Below are 22789 nucleotides of genomic sequence, written 5' to 3'. Positions count from 1 at the left end.
TTCTACTTTTAGGTCCTGTGAAAATCGGGGGGATTACCGTGCAGGACGGTCTTGCGGTAGGAGCGAAGGTCGTTGTCTATCCCGACAGCAAGCTTCAAGACAAGGCGTCGGTCAAAGTGCGATAGCCGCGCCGGCCGCCGGAGTTCTTCGTCTTCGTGGATGGAGGCGAGGCTGATCAGTGATGAAATCACTTCCTGCTTGAAGCCCACCCGGTTGGTGGACCCGTCCGCATAGCCGCCATTGAGGATCAGTGTCTGGATGTACTCCACGCAATCGCGGTGACCCCAGAACTTTTCAATCGCCAGCGCGATGCGCATGTGCCGCTCAGCGATGATGGCCATGTGGTAGTCGATCTGTGCTTGCAGGGGCCGCTCAGCCATGGGCATGGGGCGGGTTTCCAGCTCCTCGTCTTCCCACTGCAAGGAGGGGAAACCTGTCTCGGCGTAACGTGAATCTGTGGGGTCTGACACCAATGCGCGGGGGTAAATTTGATCCCCTACTTTAACGCAAGGCCCGCTTCGGCGCTGCGTCACGGGCAGGCAGCACAATGCAGGCCATGAGCCAACTGCCGCCGCCTCTTGCACCCGCCCGTTTTACTGATGCCGCCGCCGCGCTGGCGCAAGTGCACGCGATCTACGATCAGGGGATTGCCCATTTGCGCCAGGCCATGCAGCGATTTGTGGCCGGTGACGATCTTGGCAGCCATGTGCGCGCCTGCTACCCGCTGGTACGGGTTCACACCGACACCGTTTCGCGCAAGGCGGCGGGCGAGGTGGCGCGCCTGAGCTACGGTTTTGTGGCCGGCCCGGGCCGTTTCGAGACTACCCTGACCCGACCTGACCTCTACAAGCGCTACTACCTCGAACAGTTCAGCCTGCTGCTGCAAAACCATGGTGCGGCGCTGGAGGTAGCCACCAGCGAGCAGCCGATTCCGGTGCACTTCTCGTTTGCCGAGAACGACCATGTGGAAGGGCAGATGAGCGCCGAGCGCCGTATGCTGATGCGCGACCGCTTCGACCTGCCCGACCTCGCCGCCATGGACGACGGAATTGCCAACGGAACCTATCAGCCGCGCCCCGGCGAGGCCCAGCCCCTGGCGCTCTTCACCGCACCGCGGGTGGATTACTCGCTCCACCGGCTGCGCCATTACACCGGCACCGGACCCGAGCACTTTCAGAACTTTGTGCTCTTCACCAACTACCAGTTCTACATTGACGAATTCATCGCGCTGGGGCGAGCGGCCATGCAGGATGCGAGCGGCGAATACATCTCCTTCGTGGAGCCAGGCAATGTGGTCACCCGCCGGTCCGGGCTGCCAGCAGAAGCAGCTGACGCACTAGGAAAAGCGCTGCCGCGCCTGCCGCAGATGCCGGCCTACCATCTGGTGCGCGCAGACAAGGCGGGCATCACCATGGTCAACATCGGCGTGGGGCCTGCCAACGCCAAGAACATCACCGACCACATTGCCGTGCTACGCCCGCACGCCTGGATCATGCTGGGCCACTGCGCCGGCCTGCGCAACAGCCAGCGGCTGGGCGACTATGTGTTGGCCCACGGCTATGTGCGCGAAGACCATGTGCTGGACGAGGAGCTGCCCCTGTGGGTGCCGATTCCGGCGCTGGCTGAAATCCAGCTTGCGCTCGAACAGGCGGTGGCCGATGTGACACAGGTCAGCGGCAGCGCGCTCAAGAGCATCATGCGCACCGGTACGGTTGCCAGCACCGACAACCGCAACTGGGAACTGCTGCCCGACAACCAGCCCCAGCGCCGCTTCAGCCAAAGCCGCGCGGTGGCACTGGACATGGAAAGCGCCACCATCGCCGCCAACGGCTTTCGTTTCCGCGTGCCTTACGGAACCCTGCTGTGCGTGAGCGACAAGCCGCTGCACGGCGAAATCAAACTCCCCGGCATGGCCAACCATTTCTACCGCGAACGGGTAGACCAGCACCTTCGCATCGGAATCCGGGCGCTGGAGCTGCTGCGCGCGCAGGGCGTGGACCAGCTCCACAGCCGCAAGCTCCGCAGCTTTGCCGAAGTGGCCTTCCAATAAACCGAGACCAGCGCCCCATCCATGAACACACCATTTTTTGCGGTCGAACACCTCTGCAAGCGCTACGGCGATGCCGAAGTCGTGAAAGACCTGTCCTTTGATATAGCGCCGGGCGAGTGCCTGGGCGTGATTGGCCCCAACGGCGCGGGCAAGACCACCACCATCCGCATGTGCCTAGGCCACACCGTGCCCGATGGCGGCAGCATCACCGCTATGGGACTGCCCATGCCGCAAGAGGCCATGGCCATCAAGGCGCAGCTCGGCGTGGTCACGCAATTCGACACGCTGGACCCCGACTTCAGCTGCGCCGAAAACCTGTTGGTCTATGGCCGCTACTTCGGCATGAAGGACGCCGCCATCCGGGCGCGTATACCGCAGTTGCTGGAGTTCGCCGCCCTGACCCACAAGGCCGGCGCCAAGCCCGGCGAGCTCTCGGGGGGCATGCGCCGGCGCCTGAGCCTGGCCCGCGCGCTGGTCAACGACCCCAAGCTCCTGCTGCTGGACGAGCCCACTACCGGCCTGGACCCGCAGGCCCGCCACCTGATGTGGGAGCGGCTGCAGCTGCTCTTGCAGCAGGGAAAGTCCATCCTGCTGACCACCCACTTCATGGACGAGGCAGAGCGCCTGTGCAACCGCCTGCTGGTGCTGGACCACGGAAAAAAGATCGCCGAAGGCGCCCCCCGCGATTTGATAGGAGCGCACCTGGAGCCCGATGTGGTGGAGGTGTTTGGCACCGGCGCGCGCGAGCTACTCGAGAGCACCCTGCGCCCGCTGGCCACGCGGGTCGAGGTGAGCGGCGAGACGGTGTTTTGCTACACCCAGGATGCGTCTGCGCTGCTGCAGGCGCTGGCCACCCACCCGCTGCTGCGCACCCTGCACCGGCCCGCCAATCTCGAAGACCTTTTCTTAAAACTCACCGGACGCCAGATCCGCGAGGACGCCTGACATGAGTACGCAAACCCCCAACATCCCCTCGAGAGGTCCGCTGTCCATCTGGCGCGCGCCCGAGATTTCGATGCGCTTTTGGCCGGTGTTTCTGCGCAACCTGCTGGTCTGGCGCAAGCTGGCGATTCCGAGCCTAGTGGGCAATATTGCGGAGCCGCTGATGTGGCTGGTGGCATTCGGCTACGGCATGGGCGCGCTGGTGGGGGAGATCACGGTGAACGGCCAAACCGTGCCCTACATCCTTTTTCTGGCCAGCGGCTCGATTTGCATGAGCGCCATGCAGGCCGCCAGCTTCGAAGCGCTTTATTCGGCCTTCAGCCGCATGCATGTGCAAAAAACCTGGGACGGCATCATGAATGCGCCGGTGAGCCTGGACAACGTGGTGCTGGCTGAGATGCTGTGGGCCGCCTTCAAGTCGCTGTTCACCGTGACCGCCATCCTCGGCGTGATGCTGGCCCTGGGCATCAGCCACAGCCCCAAGCTGCTGGTGGCCTGGCCGATTTTGCTGGGGGTGGGCGTGACCTTCAGCTGCATTGCGCTCATCTTCAACGCGCTGGCCAAGGGTTACGACTTCTTCACCTACTACTTCACGCTGTTCTTGACGCCGATGATGTTTTTGAGCGGCGTGTTTTTCCCGCTCGAGCAGCTGCCGCCGGTGGTGCGGGTGATTGCAGACTGGTTGCCGCTCTCCAACGCAGTGGCGCTGGTGCGGCCGCTCTTCATGGATGCGTGGCCCGAAAACGCGCTGCACCACCTGCTGGTGCTGGCCACCTACACCGTGGTCGCGTTCTGGGTGGCGCTGGCGCTGACCCGCAAGCGTTTTGCCAAGTAAGGCCCGGGGCTGAGCGGGCCCCAATGCGAATGTCAAAGCGGGGGACAATGTCCGCATGACCCCTAGCCCCACGCCTCCCGCTTCGCAGCCCGCCGCAGCGGCCCACCCCTTTGAGGCACTCACCCCCGACCTGGTGCTGGACGCGCTGGAGGCAGTGGGCCTTCGGGGAGACGGGCGGCTCACTGCACTCTCGTCGTACGAGAACCGCGTCTACCAGGTGCATCTGGAAGACGGCACCGCGGTGGTAGCCAAGTTTTACCGCCCGGGCCGCTGGAGTGACGCTCAGATTCAGGAAGAGCACGACTTTGCCGCCGAGCTGATGGCCGACGACATCCCCGCCATCGGACCCTTGGCACTGCAGCCCGCGGGCCGCGAAACCGCTGGCACCCTGCACCACTTCGGCGGTTTTGCCTTCAGCGTCAGCCCGCGCCGCGGCGGCCGCCCCCCCGAACTCGACGATGGCGAGGTGCTGGAATGGATCGGCCGCTTTCTGGCCCGCATCCACACCGTGGGGGCGCGCAAGCCCTTTGTGCAGCGGCCGGCGCTGGACGTGCAGACCTTTGCCGTCGAGCCGATGCAGTGGCTGCTGGCGCACCAGATGGTGCCGCTGGATGTGCAGACCTTGTGGGCTGAGCGTTGCCAGCAAGCTATTGATTTGATAGCTGCCCGCGCAGACATGGCGGGCGCAAACGGCCAAAACAAGACCAATTCCAGCGGCATTCGCCAACTCCGCCTGCACGGCGACTGCCACCCTGGCAACATCCTCTGGACGCCCACCGACGCCGCTGCCAGCGCCGGCCCCGGGCCGCACTTTGTCGATCTGGACGACGCCCGCACCGGCCCCGCCGTGCAGGACCTGTGGATGCTGCTCAGCGGCGACCGCCAGCAGCAGACCCGCCAGCTCGGGCTGCTGGTCGATGGCTACGAGCAATTCCGCGAATTTGACCGCGCTGAGCTGGCCCTCATCGAGCCGTTGCGCACCCTGCGCCTGATCCACTACAGCGCTTGGCTGGCCCGCCGCTGGAGCGACCCGACCTTTCCGGTGAACTTTCCCTGGTTCGGCAGCAGTGATTATTGGAAGGGCCAGATCCAGATGCTCGAGGACCAGATCGAGGCTATGGACCACGACCCGCTCGTCGTCTAGCCCCCTCCAAATCTCACACAAAAACCACACGCATCACCACGCACATGACCACGCGCACAGCCACCCTCAACCTCCTGGGCGCCGGCCGGGTGGGCCGCACCCTGGGTGCTTTGTGGTCGCGCAAGCAGGTCTTTCAAGTCCAGGACCTGCTCACCAGCAGCGCAGAGAGCGCACAGGCCGCCTGCGTTGCGGTAGGTGCCGGGCGGGCGGCGGCGTCTGTGGCCGACATGCGGCCCGCCGCAGTCTGGATGCTGGCAGTGCAGGACGCACAGATTGCCACCGTAGCGGCTCAACTTGCTGAAGCGGCCAAGAGCAGCGCTTTCGCAGACGGCCGGCCTTCCGCCAGCCCGCAGCCTCTGGTGTTTCACTGCAGCGGCGCGCTGGGCGCCAGCGTCCTGCAGCCGCTGGCGGATCTGGGCTGGCGCACCGCCAGCGCCCATTGCATTCTCAGCTTTGCTAGCCTGGAGTCCGCGCTGGCGCAATTTGCCGGCACCGCCTGCGCGCTCGAGGGCGAGGTCAGCGCCTGCGCGGAGTTGCATACCGCCTTCACCGCGATTGGCGCCCAATGCTTTGGCGTAGCGGCGCAGGACAAGGTGCTCTACCACGCAGCTGCTGTGTTTGCGACCAACTTTATGCCGGTGCTGCAATCGGTGGCGGAAGCCGCCTGGGCTCGTAGTGGCGTGCCGCCAGCCTTGCTGCCGCAGCTGCGCGCCAGCCTGCTGCGCAATGCGGTAGACAACATCAACCGGCTGGGGCCCGCAGGCGCCCTGACCGGCCCCGCTGCCCGCGGCGACCTGGCCGCGATAGCGCGGCAGGCGGCGGTGGTAGAGGCCTGGGACGGCCCCAGCGGCGAGGCCTACCGGGCGCTCAGCGCGCTCGCGCTGCGGCTGGCGGGTCGGGGTGAAACCCCGCAGTAGCGCCGCGCGACCACGCTTCTTCTGTCGGGCAGCCTCTTACTGGGGGCGCAAGGGCCACGCTTCCCACAGCGCGGGCACCCAGTGAACCACTCCCCCTGCCATACCCACCAGCAAGGCTACCAGTGCCAGGCCCAGAACCAGGCCGGCCACCATGGCCAGCCCGTCTTCGAACACGATTCCAAGCCCGATCAGCAGCAGCGCGGCAGCGGGGACCACATTGCCAAACGGGATGGGCAGAAAAATGATCAATGCCATCGCCGCCACAAAGGGCGCCAGCCAGGCGCGGTGCACCGGCTGCAGCCACCAGCGCAAACGCGCCCGCATCACGCGCGAGGCCTGCTCATACAGCCATGCCAGGGTGTTGAGTGCCCTGCGTGCCATCGGGGCCGACAGCTGAAAGCGGCCCACCCTGCGCGGCATGACCAGGCGCGGGTAATGGCGCCAGATCATCCAGGCCACCATCGCCATGCCCATGGACATAAAAACCCCCGCCCCGGGCACCGGCAGGAGGCAGGGCACCGCCAGCACCACCAGCAGAGCGCCCGGCCCGGCGCGGCCGTGCAGGCGAAACAGCTGCTGCAGGCTCATCGGTTTGTCTTGCAGGGCGGCTGCCGCTGCCCGCAGCCGATCGGCCTGCGCGGAGTGATGAATCATGCGTGTTTGTCGGTCTTGCTGGTGCGCACACTCAGCCACATGGTGATGGCCAGGATGCCGACCACAACGGCCAATGACACGCCCACAGGGATCTTGTAGATATCAATCAAGCACATCTTGGAGCCGATGAACACCAACACCACCGCCAGCCCGTAGTTCAAGAGGTGGAACTTGCTCGCGACTGCGGCGAGCAGGAAATACATCGCCCGCAGGCCCAGGATGGCAAAGACGTTGCTGGTCAGCACGATAAACGGGTCGCTGGTGATCGCAAAAATCGCGGGAATGGAGTCCACGGCAAAGATGATGTCTGTCAGCGCCACCATGCAGACCACCATCAGCAGCGGGGTCGCAATCTTTTTGCCGTTTTCCACTGTCCAGAAGTTTTCGCCGTCATAGTCTTTGCTCACCGGAAGGACCTTGCGCAGCAACTTGAGGGCAGGGTTGTCGTCCATGCTGGGCTCTTGGCCTGCGGCCCACCACATCTTGATGCCGGTAAGAATCAGGAAGCCGCCGAACACATACAAAATCCAGTGGAACTCGGCCAGCAACCAGCCGCCGACCAGAATCATGATGGTGCGCAACACAATCGCACCGATGATGCCGATCATCAGCACCCGCTTCTGGAAATGCGTGGGCACCGCGAAGTAGGTGAAGATCATCAGGAACACAAAGATGTTGTCGACCGCCAGCGATTTCTCTATGAGGTAGCCGGTCAGAAATTCGAGCGACTTGGTGTTGGCAATCTCGGTCGAACCGGTGGTGTCTTTGACGGCCCACCAAAACAAGCCGTTGAACAAAAAGCTCAAGGCAATCCAGATGAGAGACCAGTTGAGCGCTTCTTTGACGCCGATGTCGTGCGCCCCCTGTTTTTTGAGGACCACGAAGTCCACAAAGAGTGACACCAGAACGATGCCGACGAAGGTGGCCCATAGCCACAGCGGTGCGATTGTTTCCATACACAAGACCCTGAAAAATAGTGAAAAAAGTTCCTGTAGGTCTTGCGGGATGGCGCCGTGTGACGCCTCTGCATGATCCGGCCGGGGCAATGAAAACCACCCTCGACGTACTGACGGAACATGCGAACCCGGCGCGCGCGCGCCAAGCTAGCTACTCCCCTAAAGGTGAGCAAATCATGACAGAAAACGCTGCGGTACCCGATTGGTCTTAACGAATACGGGGGCATTCACGGCGCGCCGGCCGCCCTGAGCTGGGGCTTGGGCACCGCGCCCGACCAGCCTCGGCAATCAAAGAAGCGAAAGCGCGCCAACGGCTGGCCCCAGTGCTGCAGGGGCATGCTCTCGAGCAGGGTGCAGCTGGCAAAGCCGGCCGCGCCCACGGGGGGCTCATACGCCATGTGCGACCAGTCCACCAGCAGGGCGCCTTCACCTGCGGCCAGCTCACCGGCCCAGAGGCTGAACTGCGTCTCCCCGGGCGCGAGCACCATCACCGGCAGCGGCCGCGCATACCAGGCCAGGCGGCTGGCCAATGTCCAGTTTTGCACCGCGAGCCGGGGCAAACCTTGTTGTGCGGCGAGCGTGCGGGCCCGCTGGGCAGCCGCATCCCAGCCATGCAGGTCGGCAAACGGATTGGGCTGCGGCGCCACCTCGGCGTCGCTGGGCGCCACCAGCGGCCAACCCGCGCTGCTCATCAGCCCGAGCAAACCGGCACACACCAGCAGCTGCAATCCGGCAAGGAGCGCCAGCACCCCGCGCACCCACCGCTGCAAGGCCGGCCGCACACCGGGCCAGCCCTCGCCCCACAGCCTCGCCAACCCCAGACCGGCAAAGGGCGCCAGCGCTACCCAGGAGGGTGCTGTCCAGTGCGGCAGCGCAGTACCGCCGCCGGCCATGTAGGTGAAGATGACGAACGGAATCGCAAACAGCCACAGCAAGGGGCGGGCGCGCCGCGGCGCCTGACGCCAGCCGGCCAGGGCCAGCATCATCAGGGGGCCGAACACCAGCAGCTGGTTGAGCAAAAAGTCCCGCACATGCCCAACCTGCCAGAGGCTGCCCTTGCCGTGGGCGAGCTGGTAGGCAAAAGAAATCCAGCGGTTGTCGGCGTTCCAGAGCAGCACCGGCGCAATCAACACCGCCGCCAGCACCATACCGGCCCACAGGGCAGGCAGGCGCAACACCCTCCAGCCGTGCACACCCAGAATGCACAGCGCAATGGCCGGCACGGTAAAAATGGCGGTGTATTTCGCCAACCCCGAGAGCCCCAGCAAGCCGCCCAGCACCCACCACGGCGTAGTCCGCTGCAATGCGTCGGGCTGCATCAGCGTCCAGGTCTGGTGCAGCAGCCCCACTGTCAGCGCCATGAGCAAGGTGTCGGGCAGCAGCCCGATGCCCAGCACATGCAGCAACGGCGCCAGGGCCAGCACCAGCACGGTGGCCAGTCCGGCAGCCTCTGCTCCGGCTCCGGCTCCGGCTCCGGCTCCGGCTCCGGCTCCGGCTCCGGCATGGAGTCGCAATGTAAATCGGTACGCGCCCCACACCGTGATCAGCCAGAACAGGCCCGGCACCAGGCGCAACACCACCACCGAAGCATTCAGAGCCACCAGCGGCACCTGCACCCACCCCACCAGCGGCGGGTGGTCGAAATAGCTCAGCGCGGGATGGGCGGCATAGAGCAGGTAATGCGCCTCGTCCACCGACAGGCCGGGCAATGCGCCAAGAAGCGCATGCAATACAAACACAAGGAGCAGCACCCGCCGGACGCGGGAGTGGGAATCGGGGCGCTGGGCGCTGGGCATTGGGCGGTGATAGGACAATGAGGACAATGGCTGCCCCGCAGTCTAATCTGCCGAACGGACCACCCCACGAGGAACACCATGCCCACCTACCATGTTGAGATGTTTGAAGGCCGCTCCCCCGAGCTGAAGAAAAAACTGGTGCAGGAAGTCACCCGCGTCACCGCCGAAACCCTGGGCTGCTTGCCCGAGTCGGTGGACATCATCATCACCGAAGTCCGACGCGAGAACTGGTCCAGCGGCGGCAAGCTCTGGTCCGAGCCGCGCGAATAAGCACATAGCAACACGTTCTGAAGACGGCCACGCGGGCGGCCTGCAGTCCGTGCGCTTGCCCACTATCCGGGGGTAAACTGTTTGTATGTGCCAACTGCTTGGGATGAACAGCCACCTGCCGGCCAGCCTGACGCTGAGCTTCTCCGGCTTTTCGCAGCGCGGCGGCAGCACCGACCACCACTCCGACGGCTGGGGCATTGCCTTCTTCGAGAGCGAGGGAGACCGGCCGGGTAAGGCCGCGCGGCACTTTGTAGACAAAGAGAGCGCCGCCACTTCGCCGATTGCGCGCATGCTCAAGAGCTACCCGATCAAGAGCCATAACGTGGTTGCCCATGTCCGCAAGGCCACGGTGGGCGCGGTCACTCTGGAAAACTGCCACCCGTTTACCCGCGAGCTGTGGGGCCGCTACTGGGTGTTTGCGCACAACGGCGACCTGAAAGAATTCGATCCGCCGCTGCACGGCAGCTTCAAGCCGGTAGGCACCACCGACAGCGAACTGGCATTTTGCTGGCTGCTGCAAGAGCTCAACAAGTCGCACGCCAGCGTGCCCTCGGCCGAGGAGCTGACCTGCACCCTGACCGAGCTGGTGCCCAAAATCGCGCGGCATGGCACTTTCAATTTCCTGCTCAGCAACGGGCAGGCCCTCTGGGCGCATGCCAGCACCAAGCTGAGCTATGTGCTGCGGCAGCACCCGTTTCCGCAGGTGCAGCTCAAGGACGATGAGGTCACGGTGGACCTCTCCGACCTCAACGGACCTGAGGACCGGCAAGTGATCGTGGTGACCGAGCCGCTCACCACCAACGAAGACTGGGTCGCCATGGTGGCCGGTGAGTTGCATGCCTTTGTGGACGGCCGCCCGCTCACCCGCGCGGTCTGTAAGGCCACGCTCACCGCGGCGGCGGCGGCCGCTGCCGCTCAGCGGGAAGCGGAAGAGAGCGCAGCCCGGGAGCGTTCAGCCGCTCAGGCCGCTGCTGCTTCCTGAGCGGCTTCCAGCGCGTCCAGGAACATGGCCGGAACGTCAAAGCCGGTCTGGTCGGTGATTTCCTGAAAGCAGGTCGGGCTGGTCACATTGATTTCGGTGAGGCAGTCGCCAATGACATCCAGGCCCACCAGCAGCAGGCCGCGCGCGGCCAGTGACGGGCCCAGCGCTTCGGCAATGCGCAGGTCGTCGGCGCTCAGCGGCTGCGCCACGCCCTTGCCGCCGGCGGCGAGGTTGCCGCGTACCTCGCCACCCTGCGGAATACGCGCCAGGCAGTAGGGCACCGGCTTGCCGCCAATTACCAGCACCCGCTTGTCGCCCTCTGAAATGGCGGGCAGGAACTTCTGCACCATCAGCGTCTGGGCCCCGTCTTTGTTGAGCGTCTCGATAATGCCGCCCAGGTTCAGTCCGTCGTCTTTGACGCGGAATATGCCCATGCCGCCCATGCCGTCGAGCGGCTTCAGGATGATGTCGCGATGCTCGGCATGAAAGCGGCGCACATCGTCGGCATCACGCGTGACCAGCGTGGGGCCGATGAACTGCGGGAACTCCAGGATGGCGAGCTTCTCCGGGTGGTCGCGCAGGGCGCGGGGCTTGTTAAACACATGGGCGCCCTCACGCTCGGCCTGCTCGAGCAGGTGGGTGGCGTAGAAGAATTCAGAGTCGAAGGGCGGGTCCTTGCGCATCACCACGCAGTCAAAGTCCTTGAGGGCCTGCGGCCGCTCGTCGGGGCGGCTTTGCGCGGCGGTAAACCACACATCGGGCGCGCCGGTGAGGGTGATGTCGCGCACAAAGGCGGTCACCACGCCGCCACGCTGCCACATGATGTCCCGGGGCTCGCAGGCGCTGATGCGGTGGCCGCGCCGCTGGGCCTCGCGCATCATGGAGAAGGTGGTGTCCTTGTAAATCTTGAACGACTCGAGCGGGTCGGTCACAAAGAGAATGTGCATGCTGTCTTTCTGCAAAAGGGGAGTGCGCGGCGGCGCGTCAGGCTCCGGGGCGCGACCTGGCCCCGACATGTTGCACCAAAAGCGCCAGCGCGCCGGCCAGAATGCCCCAAAAAGCTGAGCCCACCCCGGCAATCACCACCCCGCTGAGCGTGACGAGAAAGGTGATGAGCGCAGCCTCCCGGTGGGCCTCGTGTTGCAAAGCGGTGTGCAGCGCGCCGCCAATCGTGCCCAGGAGCGCTAGACCGGCAATGGCCGCCACCAGCGCCGCCGGAAAGGCCGACAACACGCCGGTAATGGCGCCGCCGAAGAGCCCGATGAGCACATACAGCGCGCCGCAGGAGGCGGAGGCGGTGTAGCGCCGCGCCGGGTCGGGGTGTGCCTGCGGGCCCATGCAGATGGCCGCGGTGATGGCACTCAGGCTCAGGGCAAAGGCGCCAAAGGGTGCGAGCACCAGCGTGGCCAGGCCGGTCAGGGTGATGACCCTGGAGATGGGAATTCCACCATCACCACCGTCGGCGCGCCGGTCGTCAAAGCCTGCTGCGCGAATGGCGGCCACGCCGGGCAGGTTCTGCGAGGCCATGGTCACCACAAACAAAGGTATCGATATGCTGACAAAAGCCGCCCATGAAAAGACGGGCATAACAAACACCGGCGTTGTCCAGCCAAAATCGATGCTAGCCCCGGTAAATTCTGCGCGGAAAGCTACAAAAATAATAGCAACCAGCAAGGTGAGCGGCACCGCATAGCGGGGCGAAAAGCGCTTTCCGGCCAGGTAGCTCACCAGCATCAGCAGTACCAGGGGCAAGGCATCCTGCGCGGCAGCAAAACCCTGCAGGCCGAAGCGGGCCAGTACCCCGGCCAACAGCGCCGAAGCCAGTGCCATGGGAATGCGGTTCATCACCCGCTCGAACCCGCCGGTGGCGCCCGCCAGCGCCACGAGCGCGGCACAGGCCATAAATGCGCCAACGCCCTCGGCCATACCGAAGCCGCCGGCGCTGGCCGCCGTGGCGATCACCGCAGCGCCCGGCGTGCTCCAGGCCACCATGACCGGTTTCCTGAGCCAGAGCGATGGAATCAGGGTACACAGCCCCATGCCCAGCCCCAGCGCCCACATCCACGAGGCCAGCATCTGCGGCGTGGCGCCGAGTGCCAGCGCCGCCTGAAACACAATGGCCACCGAGCTGGTAAAGCCCACCAGCACCGCCACAAACCCAGCAGTAAAAGCGGGCAGGCTCCAATCGTTGAAAAATCGCATCGCCGCATTGTGGATGAAGTCAGACAGCGATTCCCGCGACACATCGGGCGGCAAGGCTGTGCCGCCGGGCCGCCCCAAGGCACGACGCACCCCCTCGGGGGGCAGCGACCCGCGCAGCGGCGGAGCGCGGGGGCTCCATTCCAGCGGCGGCTAGATCTCGATTTTCGAGCCCAGCTCCACCACCGAGTTATTGGGCAGGTTCAGGAAGTCGGCGGCGCCACTGGCGTTGTGGTGCATCTGGGCGAACAGCTTTTCTCGCCAAGGCGCCATACCGGCCCCCAGGGTCGGCACCACCGTGTCGCGCGAGAGGAAGTAGCTGGTGCTCATCGGATCCACCGAGCAACCACGGCCGCGCATCTGCGCCAGTGCCTTGGGCACATCGGGGTCGTTCTTGAAGCCATAGTTGATGACGACCTGCCAGCAGTCGTGACCCAGCGACTCGATCTGCAGGCGTTTGTCCAGCCCGATCCAGGGCACCTCATGGTTACGCACCGTGACAAAGACGTTGTGGGCGTGCAGCACCTTGTTGTGCTTGAGGTTGTGCAGCAGGGCGTTGGGCACGGTGCCGCTGTCGGCAGTCAGAAACACCGCCGTGCCCTCGACCCGCGCCGGCGGGCTGACGAAAACGGCATCGAGAAAGCTGGGGAGATCCAGCGCATCCGAGCGCAGCTTTTCATTGAGCAGGCGGCGGCCGTCTTTCCAGGTGGACATGATGACGTACAACACCGCTGCCATGACCAGGGGGAACCAGCCGCCCTGCGCGACCTTGAGCAGGTTGGAGGAGAAGAAGGCCGCATCCACAACGAAAAACACGCCGGTGGACGCAAGACACAGCCACAGCGGGTAGCCCCAGCCGTAGCGGATGACGTAGAAGGTCATGGCGGTGGTGATGATCATCACCATGCTGACCGAGATACCGTAGGCCGCCGCCAGCGCTGAGGACGAGCCGAAAAACACCACCGCCGCGACCACGCCGGCCAGCAGGGCCCAGTTGACCGCGGGAATGTAGATCTGGCCGGCCTCTTTGATGGAGGTGTGCAGGATCGTCAGGCGGGGCAGAAAGCCCAGCTGGATGGTCTGTTTGGTGGCGGAAAAGGCACCGGTAATCAGGGCCTGCGAGGCAATCACGGTGGCTGCCGTGGCCAGCGCCACCATCGGAATGAGGGCCCAGTCGGGCAGCATGTTGAAGAAGGGGCTTGCGGCTGCGGCCGGATCCGCCAACACCAGGGCACCTTGGCCGAAGTAATTCAGCACCAGCGAGGGCATGACCAGACCGAACCAGGCAATACGGATCGGTGTCTTGCCGAAGTGGCCCATGTCCGCATACAGCGCCTCAGCGCCGGTCAGGCACAAAAATACCGCGCCCAGTGTGATGAAGGCAATGTGGTAGTGCTCCACCGCAAACTGAAGGGCATAGCCCGGCGAGACGGCCATCAGCACCACGGGGTTTTGCACGATCTGGAACACACCGGCCACGCCGATGGCGGCAAACCAGGCCACGGTGATGGGGCCGAAAAACCGGCCGATGTCGGCCGTACCACGCCGCTGCACCAGAAACAGGGCGACCAAAACAATCAGCGAGAGCGGCACGACATAGGGCTTGGCCTCGGGCGTGATGGCCTCCAGGCCCTCCATCGCCGATAACACCGATATCGCCGGCGTCAGCACCCCATCGGCAAAAAACAGGGCCACACCGAACACGCCCAGACTCATCAGCGCCGCCCGCACACGCGGCTTGGTCTGTGTGGACGTGGAAGCCAGCGCCAGCAGGGCCATGAGGCCGCCTTCGCCGTGGTTGTCGGCGCGCATGATCAGGCTCACATATTTGATGGACACCACCAGGGTGAGCGACCAGAAAAACAGGGAGAGCACGCCGAGCACGTTGTCGGGCGTGATGGGCACATGGCCGGTGGCGAAAACTTCCTTGAACGCATACAAAACGCTGGTGCCGATATCGCCGTACACAACACCGATGGCACCGAGGGTGAGTGCCGCGAGAGATGATTTTTGAGGGCTCACACAATCTACCGGCCGGTGCGGGACCGCCGGATTCCGTTCATAGAGGGATTGCCATTGTGCGCTTTGCCGGGGTGCCGGCAAGCGGCAAACTGACATTCGTGGCCATTTGAGACGCCATGTTGCAGCGCAGCAACTAACGCTCCCCGGAATGCGGCCAGGGGGTTGACGCCGTTCAGTCGTAGCGCTCGGCCTCGGGGTCGGTGGCCTCGAGTTCGTAGCTGGCGGCCAGCATGGCCAGGCGGCCGATGACGCCATACATATAGAAGCGGTTGGGCGCGCTCGCACCCGGGCGCACGCCGGGCTGGGGCAGCTGCGTGCCCTCGGCAAAGGCCAGCGGCACATAGCTCGAGCCCGGGGCGCTGAGGTTCTCATCAACCCCGCGCTCGGCGTGCATGCGGTAGAAGCCGCCCACCACGTAGCGGTCCATCAGGTAGACCACCGGCTCGGCCACCGCGTCATTCACCCGCTCGTTGGTGAGCACGCCTTCCTGCAGGATCAGCTCCAGCGGGGCAAAGGTGCTGTCCGCTCCCGCACCCAGCGTGCGCAGCTTGGTTTCCAGGTCTTTGGTGTCGCGCACCGTGAGGATGGTGTTGCCGCTGGTGCGGTTGTCGGCCTTGATGACCAGGAAGGGTCGCTCCTTGATGCCGTATTCCTTGTACTTCTTCTTGACCTTGGTGAGCATGCCGTCAATGCGGGCGGCCAGCGCGGCCAGGCCTTCGGGCGTTTGCAGGTCGGCGACGCCGTATTTCTCGAACATGGGCGTAATCAGCCAGTGGTCCACCCCGATGAGCTTGCCAAAGCGCTTGGCGACCTCCTCGTAGCACTGAAAGTGCATGCTCTTGCGCCGCGTGGTCCAGCTGGCATGCAGCGGCGGCAGCAGGTATTGCTCGTGCAGGTCTTCCAGAATGCCGGGAACGCCGTTGCGCAGGTCGTTGTTGAGCAGGATGGTGCAGGGGTCAAAGTCCTTCACGCCGATGCGCCCGCGGGTGCGCACCACCGGCTCGAGGGTGATGGACTCGCCGTCGGGCAGCTCGATGGTGGTGCTTTTCTTGATGTCGGGGCTGATGGAGCCGATGCGCACGTTCAGGCCGGCCATGTTGAAGATGCTGCGCAGCTGCGCCAGGTTCATCAGGTAATAAGTGCCGCGGCTGTTGTTCTCCGGCACGATGAGCAGGTTGCGTGCCTCGGGACAGGTTTTTTCAATCGCGGCCTGCGCCGCCTGCACCGCCAGCGGCAGCATTTGCGGGGTCAGGTTGTTCCAGCCGGCGGGAAAGAAGTTGGTGTCGACCGGCGCGAGCTTGAAACCGGCGTTGCGCACGTCCACCGCGGTATAAAAAGGCGGTGTGTGCTCCATCCACTCGAGGCGGAACCAGCGCTCGATGGCAGGCATGGTGTCAAGCACCCGCTGCTCGAGTTCGTTGATAGGCCCGGTCAGGGCGGTAATGAGGTGCGGAACCATGCGCTGGGCTTTCTTGAAAAGGGGGCAGTCTTCATTCTAGAGAGTGGCGCACCGCCCATTCGCCACAAGGCCAAGCGGGTGCCCTTAGGAGCGCACTTCGCCTTCGCCCAGCACCACGTATTTCAGCGAAGTGAGCCCCTCAATGCCCACCGGACCGCGGGCATGGAACTTGTCGGTGCTGATGCCGATTTCGGCACCCAGCCCGTACTCAAATCCATCAGCGAAGCGGGTGCTGGCGTTGACCATCACGCTGGCCGAGTCCACCTCGCGCAAAAAGCGCTGGGCGTGCACATGGTCGGTGGTGAGGATGGCATCGGTGTGGTGCGACGAATACCGGTTGATGTGGGCAATCGCCTCGTCCACGCCCGCCACCACCTTGATGCTGACGATGGGGGCGAGGTATTCCTCAAACCAGTCCTGCTCGGTGGCGGGAACCAGTTTTGCTACGTTTTCAGGAGCAGCTTGCGCAATAGCGGCGAGGGTAAGCGGCAGATGAGCCTGCAAAATGGCCAGCGCCTCGGGGTCGCAGCGCATCTCGACGCCCTTGGCCGCATAGATGGCGCCGATCTGCGGCAAAAACGCATCCGCCACGCCGCGCGCCACCAGCAGGCTCTCGGTCGCGTTGCAGGGGCTGTACTTGTTGGTTTTGGCGTTGTCGGCCACCTTGACGGCCATGCCCATGTCGCACGGCGCGTCGATGTAGGTGTGGCAGTTGCCATCCAGGTGCTTGATGACGGGCACCTTGGCATCGCGGCTGATCCGCTCGATCAGGCCCTTGCCGCCGCGGGGAATGATCACATCGACAAACTGGGGCATGGCGATCAGCTGGCCCACCACCTCGCGGTCGGTGGTTTGCACCAGCTGCACCGCTTCTGGCGGCAGGCCGCTCTCGGCCAGCGCCTGCTGCACCAACTTGGCCAGCGCCTTGTTGGAGTCAATCGCCTCGGAGCCGCCGCGCAAGATGCAGGCATTGCCGCTCTTGATGGACAGGCTGGCCGCCTCGATGGTGACATTGGGCCGACTCTCGAAAATCATGCCGAACACGCCGATCGGCACCCGCATCTGCCCCACGCGGATGCCGCTGGGTTGCTGCTTCATGCCGATGATTTCGCCGATCACATCGGCCATGGCGGCGAGCTGTTCGCAGCCCTGGGCGCAAGTCTCCAGCACCTTGGGGCTGAGCTTCAAGCGGTCCACCATGGGCCCGGCCAAGCCGTTGGCGAGCGCGCGCTCGATGTCGCGGGCGTTGTCTACCTGAAGGGCAGCGGTGTTCTCCCGCAACAACCCGGCCAGACGGCGAAGCGCTCTGTTTTTCATAGCGGCCGGCGCACGCGCCATAAGCGCGGAAGCGGCTTTGGCCTGCGAACCCAAGGCCAGGGTGTAGGTGGTGCTATCGGTCAGGTTCATGGGCGGATTTTGGCAGAAAGGCGGCAGCGCTCACCAGGGAGCAGCCTTGCGCCCTGCCGGTTCAGGGCCCGCCGAGGGCGTCGGACCACTTTTCGAGGTCGGTGACCACGCCGCCCAATGCCAGCGCATCGGCGACCACCGCATTCCAGGCGCTGGAGTCGACCCGCACGCCCGAATGGAACAGGCCGAGCTGCATGCGCTCCTGCACCAGCGCCTGCCACTGCGCCTCGGTGCGGGTGTTGCCCAGCGCGGTCAAGACCTGCTGCTTGGCCTCGAGCATGCCCTGGATGCGCATCAGGCGCCACAGTCGCTGCTGGGTTTCGGGCTGGGCCTGCATCTGATCGGCCTGGCGCTGGATGGCTTCGTTGCACAGCATTTCCAGCACCTGCGCCTCGTCGCGGGTGCTGCGCGTCCAGACCAGCTCGCCCTCGAAGTGTTGCAGGCTGCGTTTGAACTCGAGGGGCGCAAGCGGCAGCGTCTGAGCATGGTAGAAGCTGAAGCCCCGCTCGTTCCATTGCTGGGCCTCGGTGCGGTGCCACGCGCCGTCCACCACATAGTGCAACCGGATGGGAATCTGGTTGTACCGCTGCACATGCTGCGGGCGCAGATGGACGTCGGTCATGGATGGGCCCGCACGGAATGAGCGGCGCACAAGCCGCACAGCTGCAGGGCCAACCGGTGCAGCGCCTGCCAGCCGGCGGTAGGCCAGTCGGCCTGCTTGAGGCCCTTGACGATGCCGTCCACCACATGCGCGGACTGCAGCAAGTCAGCCAGCGCGCGCTCCGAGAGCCGCGGCAGCACCCGCTCAAACAAACGCTCTTTGGCGCCCCAGATGCGGTTGTCGCGCAGGGCCATGGGCAGGGGCCGGCCCTGCTGCATCGCATCTTTCACGCGCTTCAAGGCGCGGATGTCTTCAGCCAGTGCGTAGTGCACCAGCACCTCCGCCTCACCCTCGGCCTGCAGACCATCGAGCATGCGCTGCACCCGCGCGCTTTGGCCGGCCAGCACCGCCTCCGACAACTTGAACACGTCGTAGCGTGCCACATTGAGCACTGCGCTCTCCACCTGCTCAAAGCCCAACACACCGCCCGGGTTGGCGGGATAGAGCAGGCCGAGTTTCTGGATTTCCTGGTGGGCGGCGAGCAGGTTGCCCTCCACCCGCTCCGCAAAAAACTGCAGGGTACGCTGCCCCTCTTCGCCGGCGGCAACCCGCTGGCCTTGTGTGGCCAGGCGCTGGGCAATCCACTGCGGCAAGAGGTGGCGCTCCACCGGCTCTACCGCAATCGTCAAACCAAAGCTCTCCAGCGCGGCAAACCAGGCGCCCGACTTGGTGGCCTTGTCCAGGCGCGGCAGGAGCACGATGGTCAGCGTGGAGTCGTTACCGTGCGCGGCCTCGGCCAGCTGCTGCAAGGCGCTGCTGCCGTCTTTGCCCGGCTTGCCGGAGGGAATGCGGATCTCAAGAATTTGTTTGTCGGCAAACAGGCTGAGCGAGCCGCCTGCGGCCAGCACCTCGCTCCAGTCGAAGTGCGCACCCGACACGGTGTGGGCGCTGCGCTCGGTGTATCCCAGGCTGCGGGCTTGGGCGCGGATGACATCGAGCGCCTCCTGCTGCTGCAGCGGCTCGTCCCCGTGCAGGGTGTACAGGCTCTTGAGCCCGCGCTGCAGGTGGGGAGCGAGTTGCGAGGCTGCGAGTTGCATGGGAACAGTTTACCCTCAGCCCGCGCGGGGCGGCGCCTACTCCAGCGACTTGAGCGCCGCCAGCCGCCGCAGCAACTGCTGCACCAGATCGGCCTGCATGTCGCGGTAAATCAGTCGCTCTTCGGCCTCTTTGGCGAGCGCTGCCGATTCATTGAAGCTGATATCGCGCTCCTGGATGATTTCAGCGGGGGCAATCAGGTCGCGGCCGGTGGAGGTGCGCAGGCGAAACCGCAGCCGGATGCGCAACTGGTATTCGCGCACCTGGCCCGAGGCGTTGAGGGCGACAATGATTTTTTCGCGCAGCTCTTGCAGGATGTCCACGATCACCTGCGGCGGCGCACCACCGGCAGGGGGTGCTACCGGACGCACCAAATCGCCCAGATAGCGGGCCAGCTCCGCCGCGACCGGACCGCCCTGTTCGGGTGTCACACCAATCGTCTCGAAGGCAAAGTTCTGCTTGCCGCGCAGCTTGAAGCCGCAGCCGCCGAGCGTCGCGCCCACCGTTGCAGCAGCCAACGCAGACAGGGTGAAGGTAAAGAGGCGACGGCGCTGCATCGTATTCAGACCACGATATTGACCAGACGGCCGGGCACCACCACCACCTTTTTCGCCGGCGCACCAGCGGCGTGGCTCAAGAAAACCTCGCTGGAAAGCGCCGCGGCCTCAATGGCGGCCTTGTCGGCACCGGCCGGCACGCGCACTGCTCCGCGCAGCTTGCCGTTGATCTGCAGCACCAGCTCGATCTCGTCTTGCACCAGCGCAGCGGGATCCACCCGCGGCCAGGGCGCGTCCAGCAAATCGCCCAGCGAACCGGCGTAACCCAGCTCGGCCCACAGCACATGCGCGAGGTGCGGCGTGGCGGGGTAGAGGCAGCGCAGCAGAATGCCGAAGCCTTCAATCAGCGCGACCAGGCCGCCTTCGCTCTCGGGGGACTTGAAGCTCTCCAGCGCGTTGATCATCTTCATCGCACCCGACACCACGGTGTTGTATTGCATGCGCTGGTAGTCAAAGTCCACCTGCTTGAGCACGCTGTGCATTTCCAGGCGCAGGGCCTTGGCCTCTTTGCCAAATTGCACATCATTCAGGCTGTTTGCGCCCGCCACTGCTGCGCGAGCAGCTACCGAATCCATAGCAGAGAGCTTGTAGCCGAAGTTCCAGACACGGCGCAGGAAGCGGTAGCTGCCCTCGACGGCGGCGTCGTTCCACTCGAGTGTGGCCTCGGGCGGCGCGGTGAACATGGTGTAGATGCGGGCGGTGTCTGCGCCGTACCTGGCAATCAGCTCCTGCGGATCCACGCCGTTGTTTTTGGACTTGGACATGGTGCCCACGCCCTCGTAGTCAATCGGAGTGCCCACCGGCAGCAGGCCGTCGGCACTGTCAACCTCGACCAGCAGCCTGGCCCCCACCGCCTTGCCCGCGGCGTCGTGCACCGGCTCTACGTCCTTGGGCCAGAAATACTCTTTGCCGCCCTTGGCAGTGCGGCGGCTGTAGATGTGGTTGAGCACCATGCCCTGAGTGAGGAGCTTGGTGAAAGGCTCATCCACCTTGACCAGACCAAGATCGCGCATCACTTTGGTCCAGAAGCGGGCGTACAAGAGGTGCAGGATGGCGTGCTCGATGCCGCCGATGTACTGGTCCATGCCGCTACCCCCGGTGGCGCGGGTCTGGTCGGCCATCCAGTAATCGGTGCCGCCGGCGACCATGGCGTCTGCATTGACAGGGTCGCAGTAGCGCATGAAGTACCAGCTGGAATCCACAAAGGTGTCCATGGTGTCGGTCTCGCGGCGCGCGGGCTTGCCGCACACTGGACACGCCACACGCATAGTGCTTCCCGGGCTCACGGCATGGAAGGCCTCATGCTTGACCAGCGGGTTACCCGAGCCATCGGGCACGCAGTCCTGCGGCAGCACGACCGGCAGGTCCTTCTCGGGCACCGGCACGGCACCGTGTTCGTCGCAGTGGATGATAGGAATCGGCGTGCCCCAGTAGCGCTGGCGGCTCACACCCCAGTCGCGCAGGCGCCAGGTTGTCTTTTTCTCGCCCAGGCCCTTCGCCACCAAAGCGGCAGCGACCGCTTCCACCGCGGCCTTGTAGCCCAGTCCGTCATAAGGGCCGGAGTTCACCAGCACCGCGCGTTGCTTGTCGCCATACCAGTCCGCCCACTGCGTTGCGTCGAACGCCAGAGAGGACGTGGCAGCCGGTGCGGCGGGCGACGATTTCGGCTCGCCATATGAGGAGCCCGCCGTACCGGCTGCCGCGCCCGCAGAAGCCGCACCGATAGCCACAACCTGCTTGATCACCAGGCCGTACTTGTTTGCAAACGCAAAGTCGCGCTCATCGTGCGCCGGCACGCCCATGACCGCGCCGTCGCCGTAGCCCATCAGCACATAGTTACCCACCCACACCGGCACCTGCGCGCCGGTCAACGGATGCGTAACAAACAGCCCGGTGTTCACGCCCTTCTTTTCCTGGGTGGCCAGCTCGGCCTCGGTGGTGCCGCCGGTTTTGCATTCTTCAATGAATGCCGCTAACGCGGGGTTGCCAGCGGCCGCATGCGTGGCCAAAGGATGCTCGGGCGCCACCGCGCAGAAGGTCACTCCCATGATGGTGTCGGCACGGGTGGTGAACACATACATGCGGCCCCCGTCAATCAGCGCGCCGCTTGCGTCGGTGATGCCGTGGGTAAACGCAAAGCGCACGCCCTCGCTCTTACCGATCCAGTTCTCCTGCATCAGGCGTACGCGGTCGGGCCAGCCGGTCAGGGTGGCCTTGTCGTTGCCCATTTGCACATGGTCGAGCAGCTCTTGCGCGTAGCCGGTGATCTTGAGGTAGTAGCCCGGAATCTCGCGCTTCTCGACCACCGCACCGGTGCGCCAGCCTTTGCCGTCGATCACCTGCTCATTGGCCAGCACGGTTTGGTCCACCGGGTCCCAGTTCACCACCTGGGTCTTGCGGTAGGCAATGCCTTTTTCCAGCATCTTGAGGAACAGCCACTGGTTCCACTTGTAATAGCTGGGGTCGCAGGTAGCGACTTCGCGGCTCCAGTCGATAGCCAGACCCATGGCCTGCATCTGGCCCTTCATGTAGGCGATGTTCTCCAAGGTCCACTTGGCGGGCGGCACCTTGTTCTTGAGGGCTGCGTTCTCGGCCGGCAGGCCGAAGGCGTCCCAGCCCATGGGCATGAGCACGTTGTGCCCGTTCATGCGCAGATAGCGCGCCAGCATGTCGTTGATGGTGTAGTTGCGCACATGGCCCATGTGCAGCTTGCCGCTGGGGTAAGGCAGCATGGAGCAGGCGTAAAACTTCTTCTTCGGATTGCCGTCGGGACCCGCGGTGTTTTCGTTCACCCGGTAGGCGGTTTGGCCATTCCACAGGGGCTGGGACCAATGGGCTTGGGCGGCTTGTTCTACGTCGAGGTGCTGGTACTTGTCTTGCATGGGGCAGGGGCAGCGCAGAGG

General features: G+C 64.7%; 20 protein-coding genes. 7 read left to right on the top strand and 13 right to left on the bottom strand.

Annotated elements, in window-relative coordinates; all coding sequences use genetic code 11:
- Window positions 1–8: 8 nt before the first annotated feature.
- A complete protein-coding gene (locus tag Q0O05_RS06220; RefSeq protein WP_293661302.1) occupies window positions 9–470 on the bottom strand; it encodes a hypothetical protein in 462 nt (153 codons plus the stop codon).
- Window positions 471–556: 86 nt separating this feature from the next.
- Here Q0O05_RS06220 and Q0O05_RS06215 point away from each other — a divergent pair, with 86 nt between their 5' ends.
- Genes Q0O05_RS06215 through Q0O05_RS06195 form a run of 5 tightly spaced genes read left to right on the top strand, consistent with a single transcriptional unit; the run spans window position 557 to window position 5888 of the window.
- Window positions 557–2050, top strand: a complete 1494-nt coding sequence (locus tag Q0O05_RS06215) for an AMP nucleosidase (RefSeq protein WP_293661301.1) — start codon at window positions 557–559, stop codon at window positions 2048–2050.
- A gap of 21 nt (window positions 2051–2071) precedes the next feature.
- Window positions 2072–2995, top strand: a complete 924-nt coding sequence (locus Q0O05_RS06210) for an ATP-binding cassette domain-containing protein (protein ID WP_293661299.1) — start codon at window positions 2072–2074, stop codon at window positions 2993–2995.
- A 1-nt stretch (window position 2996) separates the two neighbouring features.
- Entirely contained in the window at window positions 2997–3827 is an 831-nt protein-coding gene (locus Q0O05_RS06205; RefSeq protein WP_293661297.1) for an ABC transporter permease, read from the top strand.
- A gap of 55 nt (window positions 3828–3882) precedes the next feature.
- On the top strand, window positions 3883–4971 hold the full coding sequence (locus Q0O05_RS06200) for a serine/threonine protein kinase (RefSeq protein WP_293661295.1): 1089 nt from the start codon (window positions 3883–3885) through the stop codon (window positions 4969–4971).
- Between the two features lie 44 nt (window positions 4972–5015).
- The gene (locus Q0O05_RS06195; RefSeq protein ID WP_293661294.1) at window positions 5016–5888 is read left to right on the top strand and encodes a DUF2520 domain-containing protein; all 873 of its coding nucleotides are present in this window, start codon (window positions 5016–5018) and stop codon (window positions 5886–5888) included.
- Window positions 5889–5924: 36 nt separating this feature from the next.
- Here the strand turns inward: Q0O05_RS06195 and Q0O05_RS06190 are convergent, their stop codons facing one another.
- The 3 genes from Q0O05_RS06190 to Q0O05_RS06180 form a co-directional block, all read right to left on the bottom strand.
- Window positions 5925–6542 carry an exopolysaccharide biosynthesis protein gene (locus tag Q0O05_RS06190; RefSeq protein ID WP_293661293.1) on the bottom strand — a complete coding sequence of 206 codons (618 nt, stop codon included), beginning with the start codon at window positions 6540–6542 and terminating at the stop codon, window positions 5925–5927.
- Window positions 6539–7498, bottom strand: a complete 960-nt coding sequence (locus Q0O05_RS06185) for a TerC family protein (protein WP_293661292.1) — start codon at window positions 7496–7498, stop codon at window positions 6539–6541. The genes Q0O05_RS06190 and Q0O05_RS06185 overlap by 4 nt, the downstream gene beginning before the upstream one ends.
- A gap of 227 nt (window positions 7499–7725) precedes the next feature.
- Window positions 7726–9294, bottom strand: a complete 1569-nt coding sequence (locus tag Q0O05_RS06180) for a glycosyltransferase family 39 protein (protein ID WP_293661290.1) — start codon at window positions 9292–9294, stop codon at window positions 7726–7728.
- 78 nt (window positions 9295–9372) lie between these two features.
- Here Q0O05_RS06180 and Q0O05_RS06175 point away from each other — a divergent pair, with 78 nt between their 5' ends.
- Both Q0O05_RS06175 and Q0O05_RS06170 read left to right on the top strand, forming a co-directional pair.
- On the top strand, window positions 9373–9564 hold the full coding sequence (locus tag Q0O05_RS06175; protein ID WP_293661288.1) for a 4-oxalocrotonate tautomerase: 192 nt from the start codon (window positions 9373–9375) through the stop codon (window positions 9562–9564).
- Window positions 9565–9649: 85 nt separating this feature from the next.
- Window positions 9650–10546, top strand: a complete 897-nt coding sequence (locus Q0O05_RS06170) for a class II glutamine amidotransferase (protein ID WP_293661286.1) — start codon at window positions 9650–9652, stop codon at window positions 10544–10546.
- On the opposite strand, the gene gshB is transcribed toward Q0O05_RS06170, so the two are convergent.
- The 9 genes from gshB to leuS form a co-directional block, all read right to left on the bottom strand.
- Complete coding sequence (gene gshB, locus Q0O05_RS06165) at window positions 10525–11493, bottom strand: glutathione synthase (protein ID WP_293661284.1); 969 nt, start codon at window positions 11491–11493, stop codon at window positions 10525–10527. The genes Q0O05_RS06170 and gshB overlap by 22 nt on opposite strands.
- A gap of 37 nt (window positions 11494–11530) precedes the next feature.
- Window positions 11531–12748 carry a benzoate/H(+) symporter BenE family transporter gene (locus Q0O05_RS06160; RefSeq protein ID WP_293661283.1) on the bottom strand — a complete coding sequence of 406 codons (1218 nt, stop codon included), beginning with the start codon at window positions 12746–12748 and terminating at the stop codon, window positions 11531–11533.
- Between the two features lie 150 nt (window positions 12749–12898).
- Complete coding sequence (locus Q0O05_RS06155; protein WP_293661282.1) at window positions 12899–14767, bottom strand: potassium transporter Kup; 1869 nt, start codon at window positions 14765–14767, stop codon at window positions 12899–12901.
- A gap of 172 nt (window positions 14768–14939) precedes the next feature.
- The gene (gshA, locus tag Q0O05_RS06150; RefSeq protein WP_293661281.1) at window positions 14940–16226 is read right to left on the bottom strand and encodes a glutamate--cysteine ligase; all 1287 of its coding nucleotides are present in this window, start codon (window positions 16224–16226) and stop codon (window positions 14940–14942) included.
- A gap of 84 nt (window positions 16227–16310) precedes the next feature.
- On the bottom strand, window positions 16311–17633 hold the full coding sequence (locus tag Q0O05_RS06145; protein ID WP_293661280.1) for a glutamate-5-semialdehyde dehydrogenase: 1323 nt from the start codon (window positions 17631–17633) through the stop codon (window positions 16311–16313).
- Between the two features lie 61 nt (window positions 17634–17694).
- On the bottom strand, window positions 17695–18255 hold the full coding sequence (locus Q0O05_RS06140) for a hypothetical protein (RefSeq protein ID WP_293661279.1): 561 nt from the start codon (window positions 18253–18255) through the stop codon (window positions 17695–17697).
- Window positions 18252–19331 carry a DNA polymerase III subunit delta gene (gene holA, locus Q0O05_RS06135; protein WP_293661278.1) on the bottom strand — a complete coding sequence of 360 codons (1080 nt, stop codon included), beginning with the start codon at window positions 19329–19331 and terminating at the stop codon, window positions 18252–18254. Before holA ends, Q0O05_RS06140 begins: the two co-directional genes overlap by 4 nt.
- 36 nt (window positions 19332–19367) lie before the next feature.
- Entirely contained in the window at window positions 19368–19886 is a 519-nt protein-coding gene (lptE, locus tag Q0O05_RS06130; RefSeq protein WP_293661276.1) for an LPS assembly lipoprotein LptE, read from the bottom strand.
- Window positions 19887–19891: 5 nt separating this feature from the next.
- Complete coding sequence (gene leuS / locus Q0O05_RS06125) at window positions 19892–22768, bottom strand: leucine--tRNA ligase (protein WP_293661304.1); 2877 nt, start codon at window positions 22766–22768, stop codon at window positions 19892–19894.
- Window positions 22769–22789 lie beyond the last annotated feature (21 nt).

Source organism: Rhodoferax sp. OV413 (assembly GCF_945881795.1).
Taxonomy (GTDB): Bacteria; Pseudomonadota; Gammaproteobacteria; order Burkholderiales; family Burkholderiaceae_C; genus Allorhodoferax.
The sequence above is the reverse complement of the archived record's forward strand: the minus strand, read 5'-3'. Positions and strand labels throughout refer to the sequence as shown.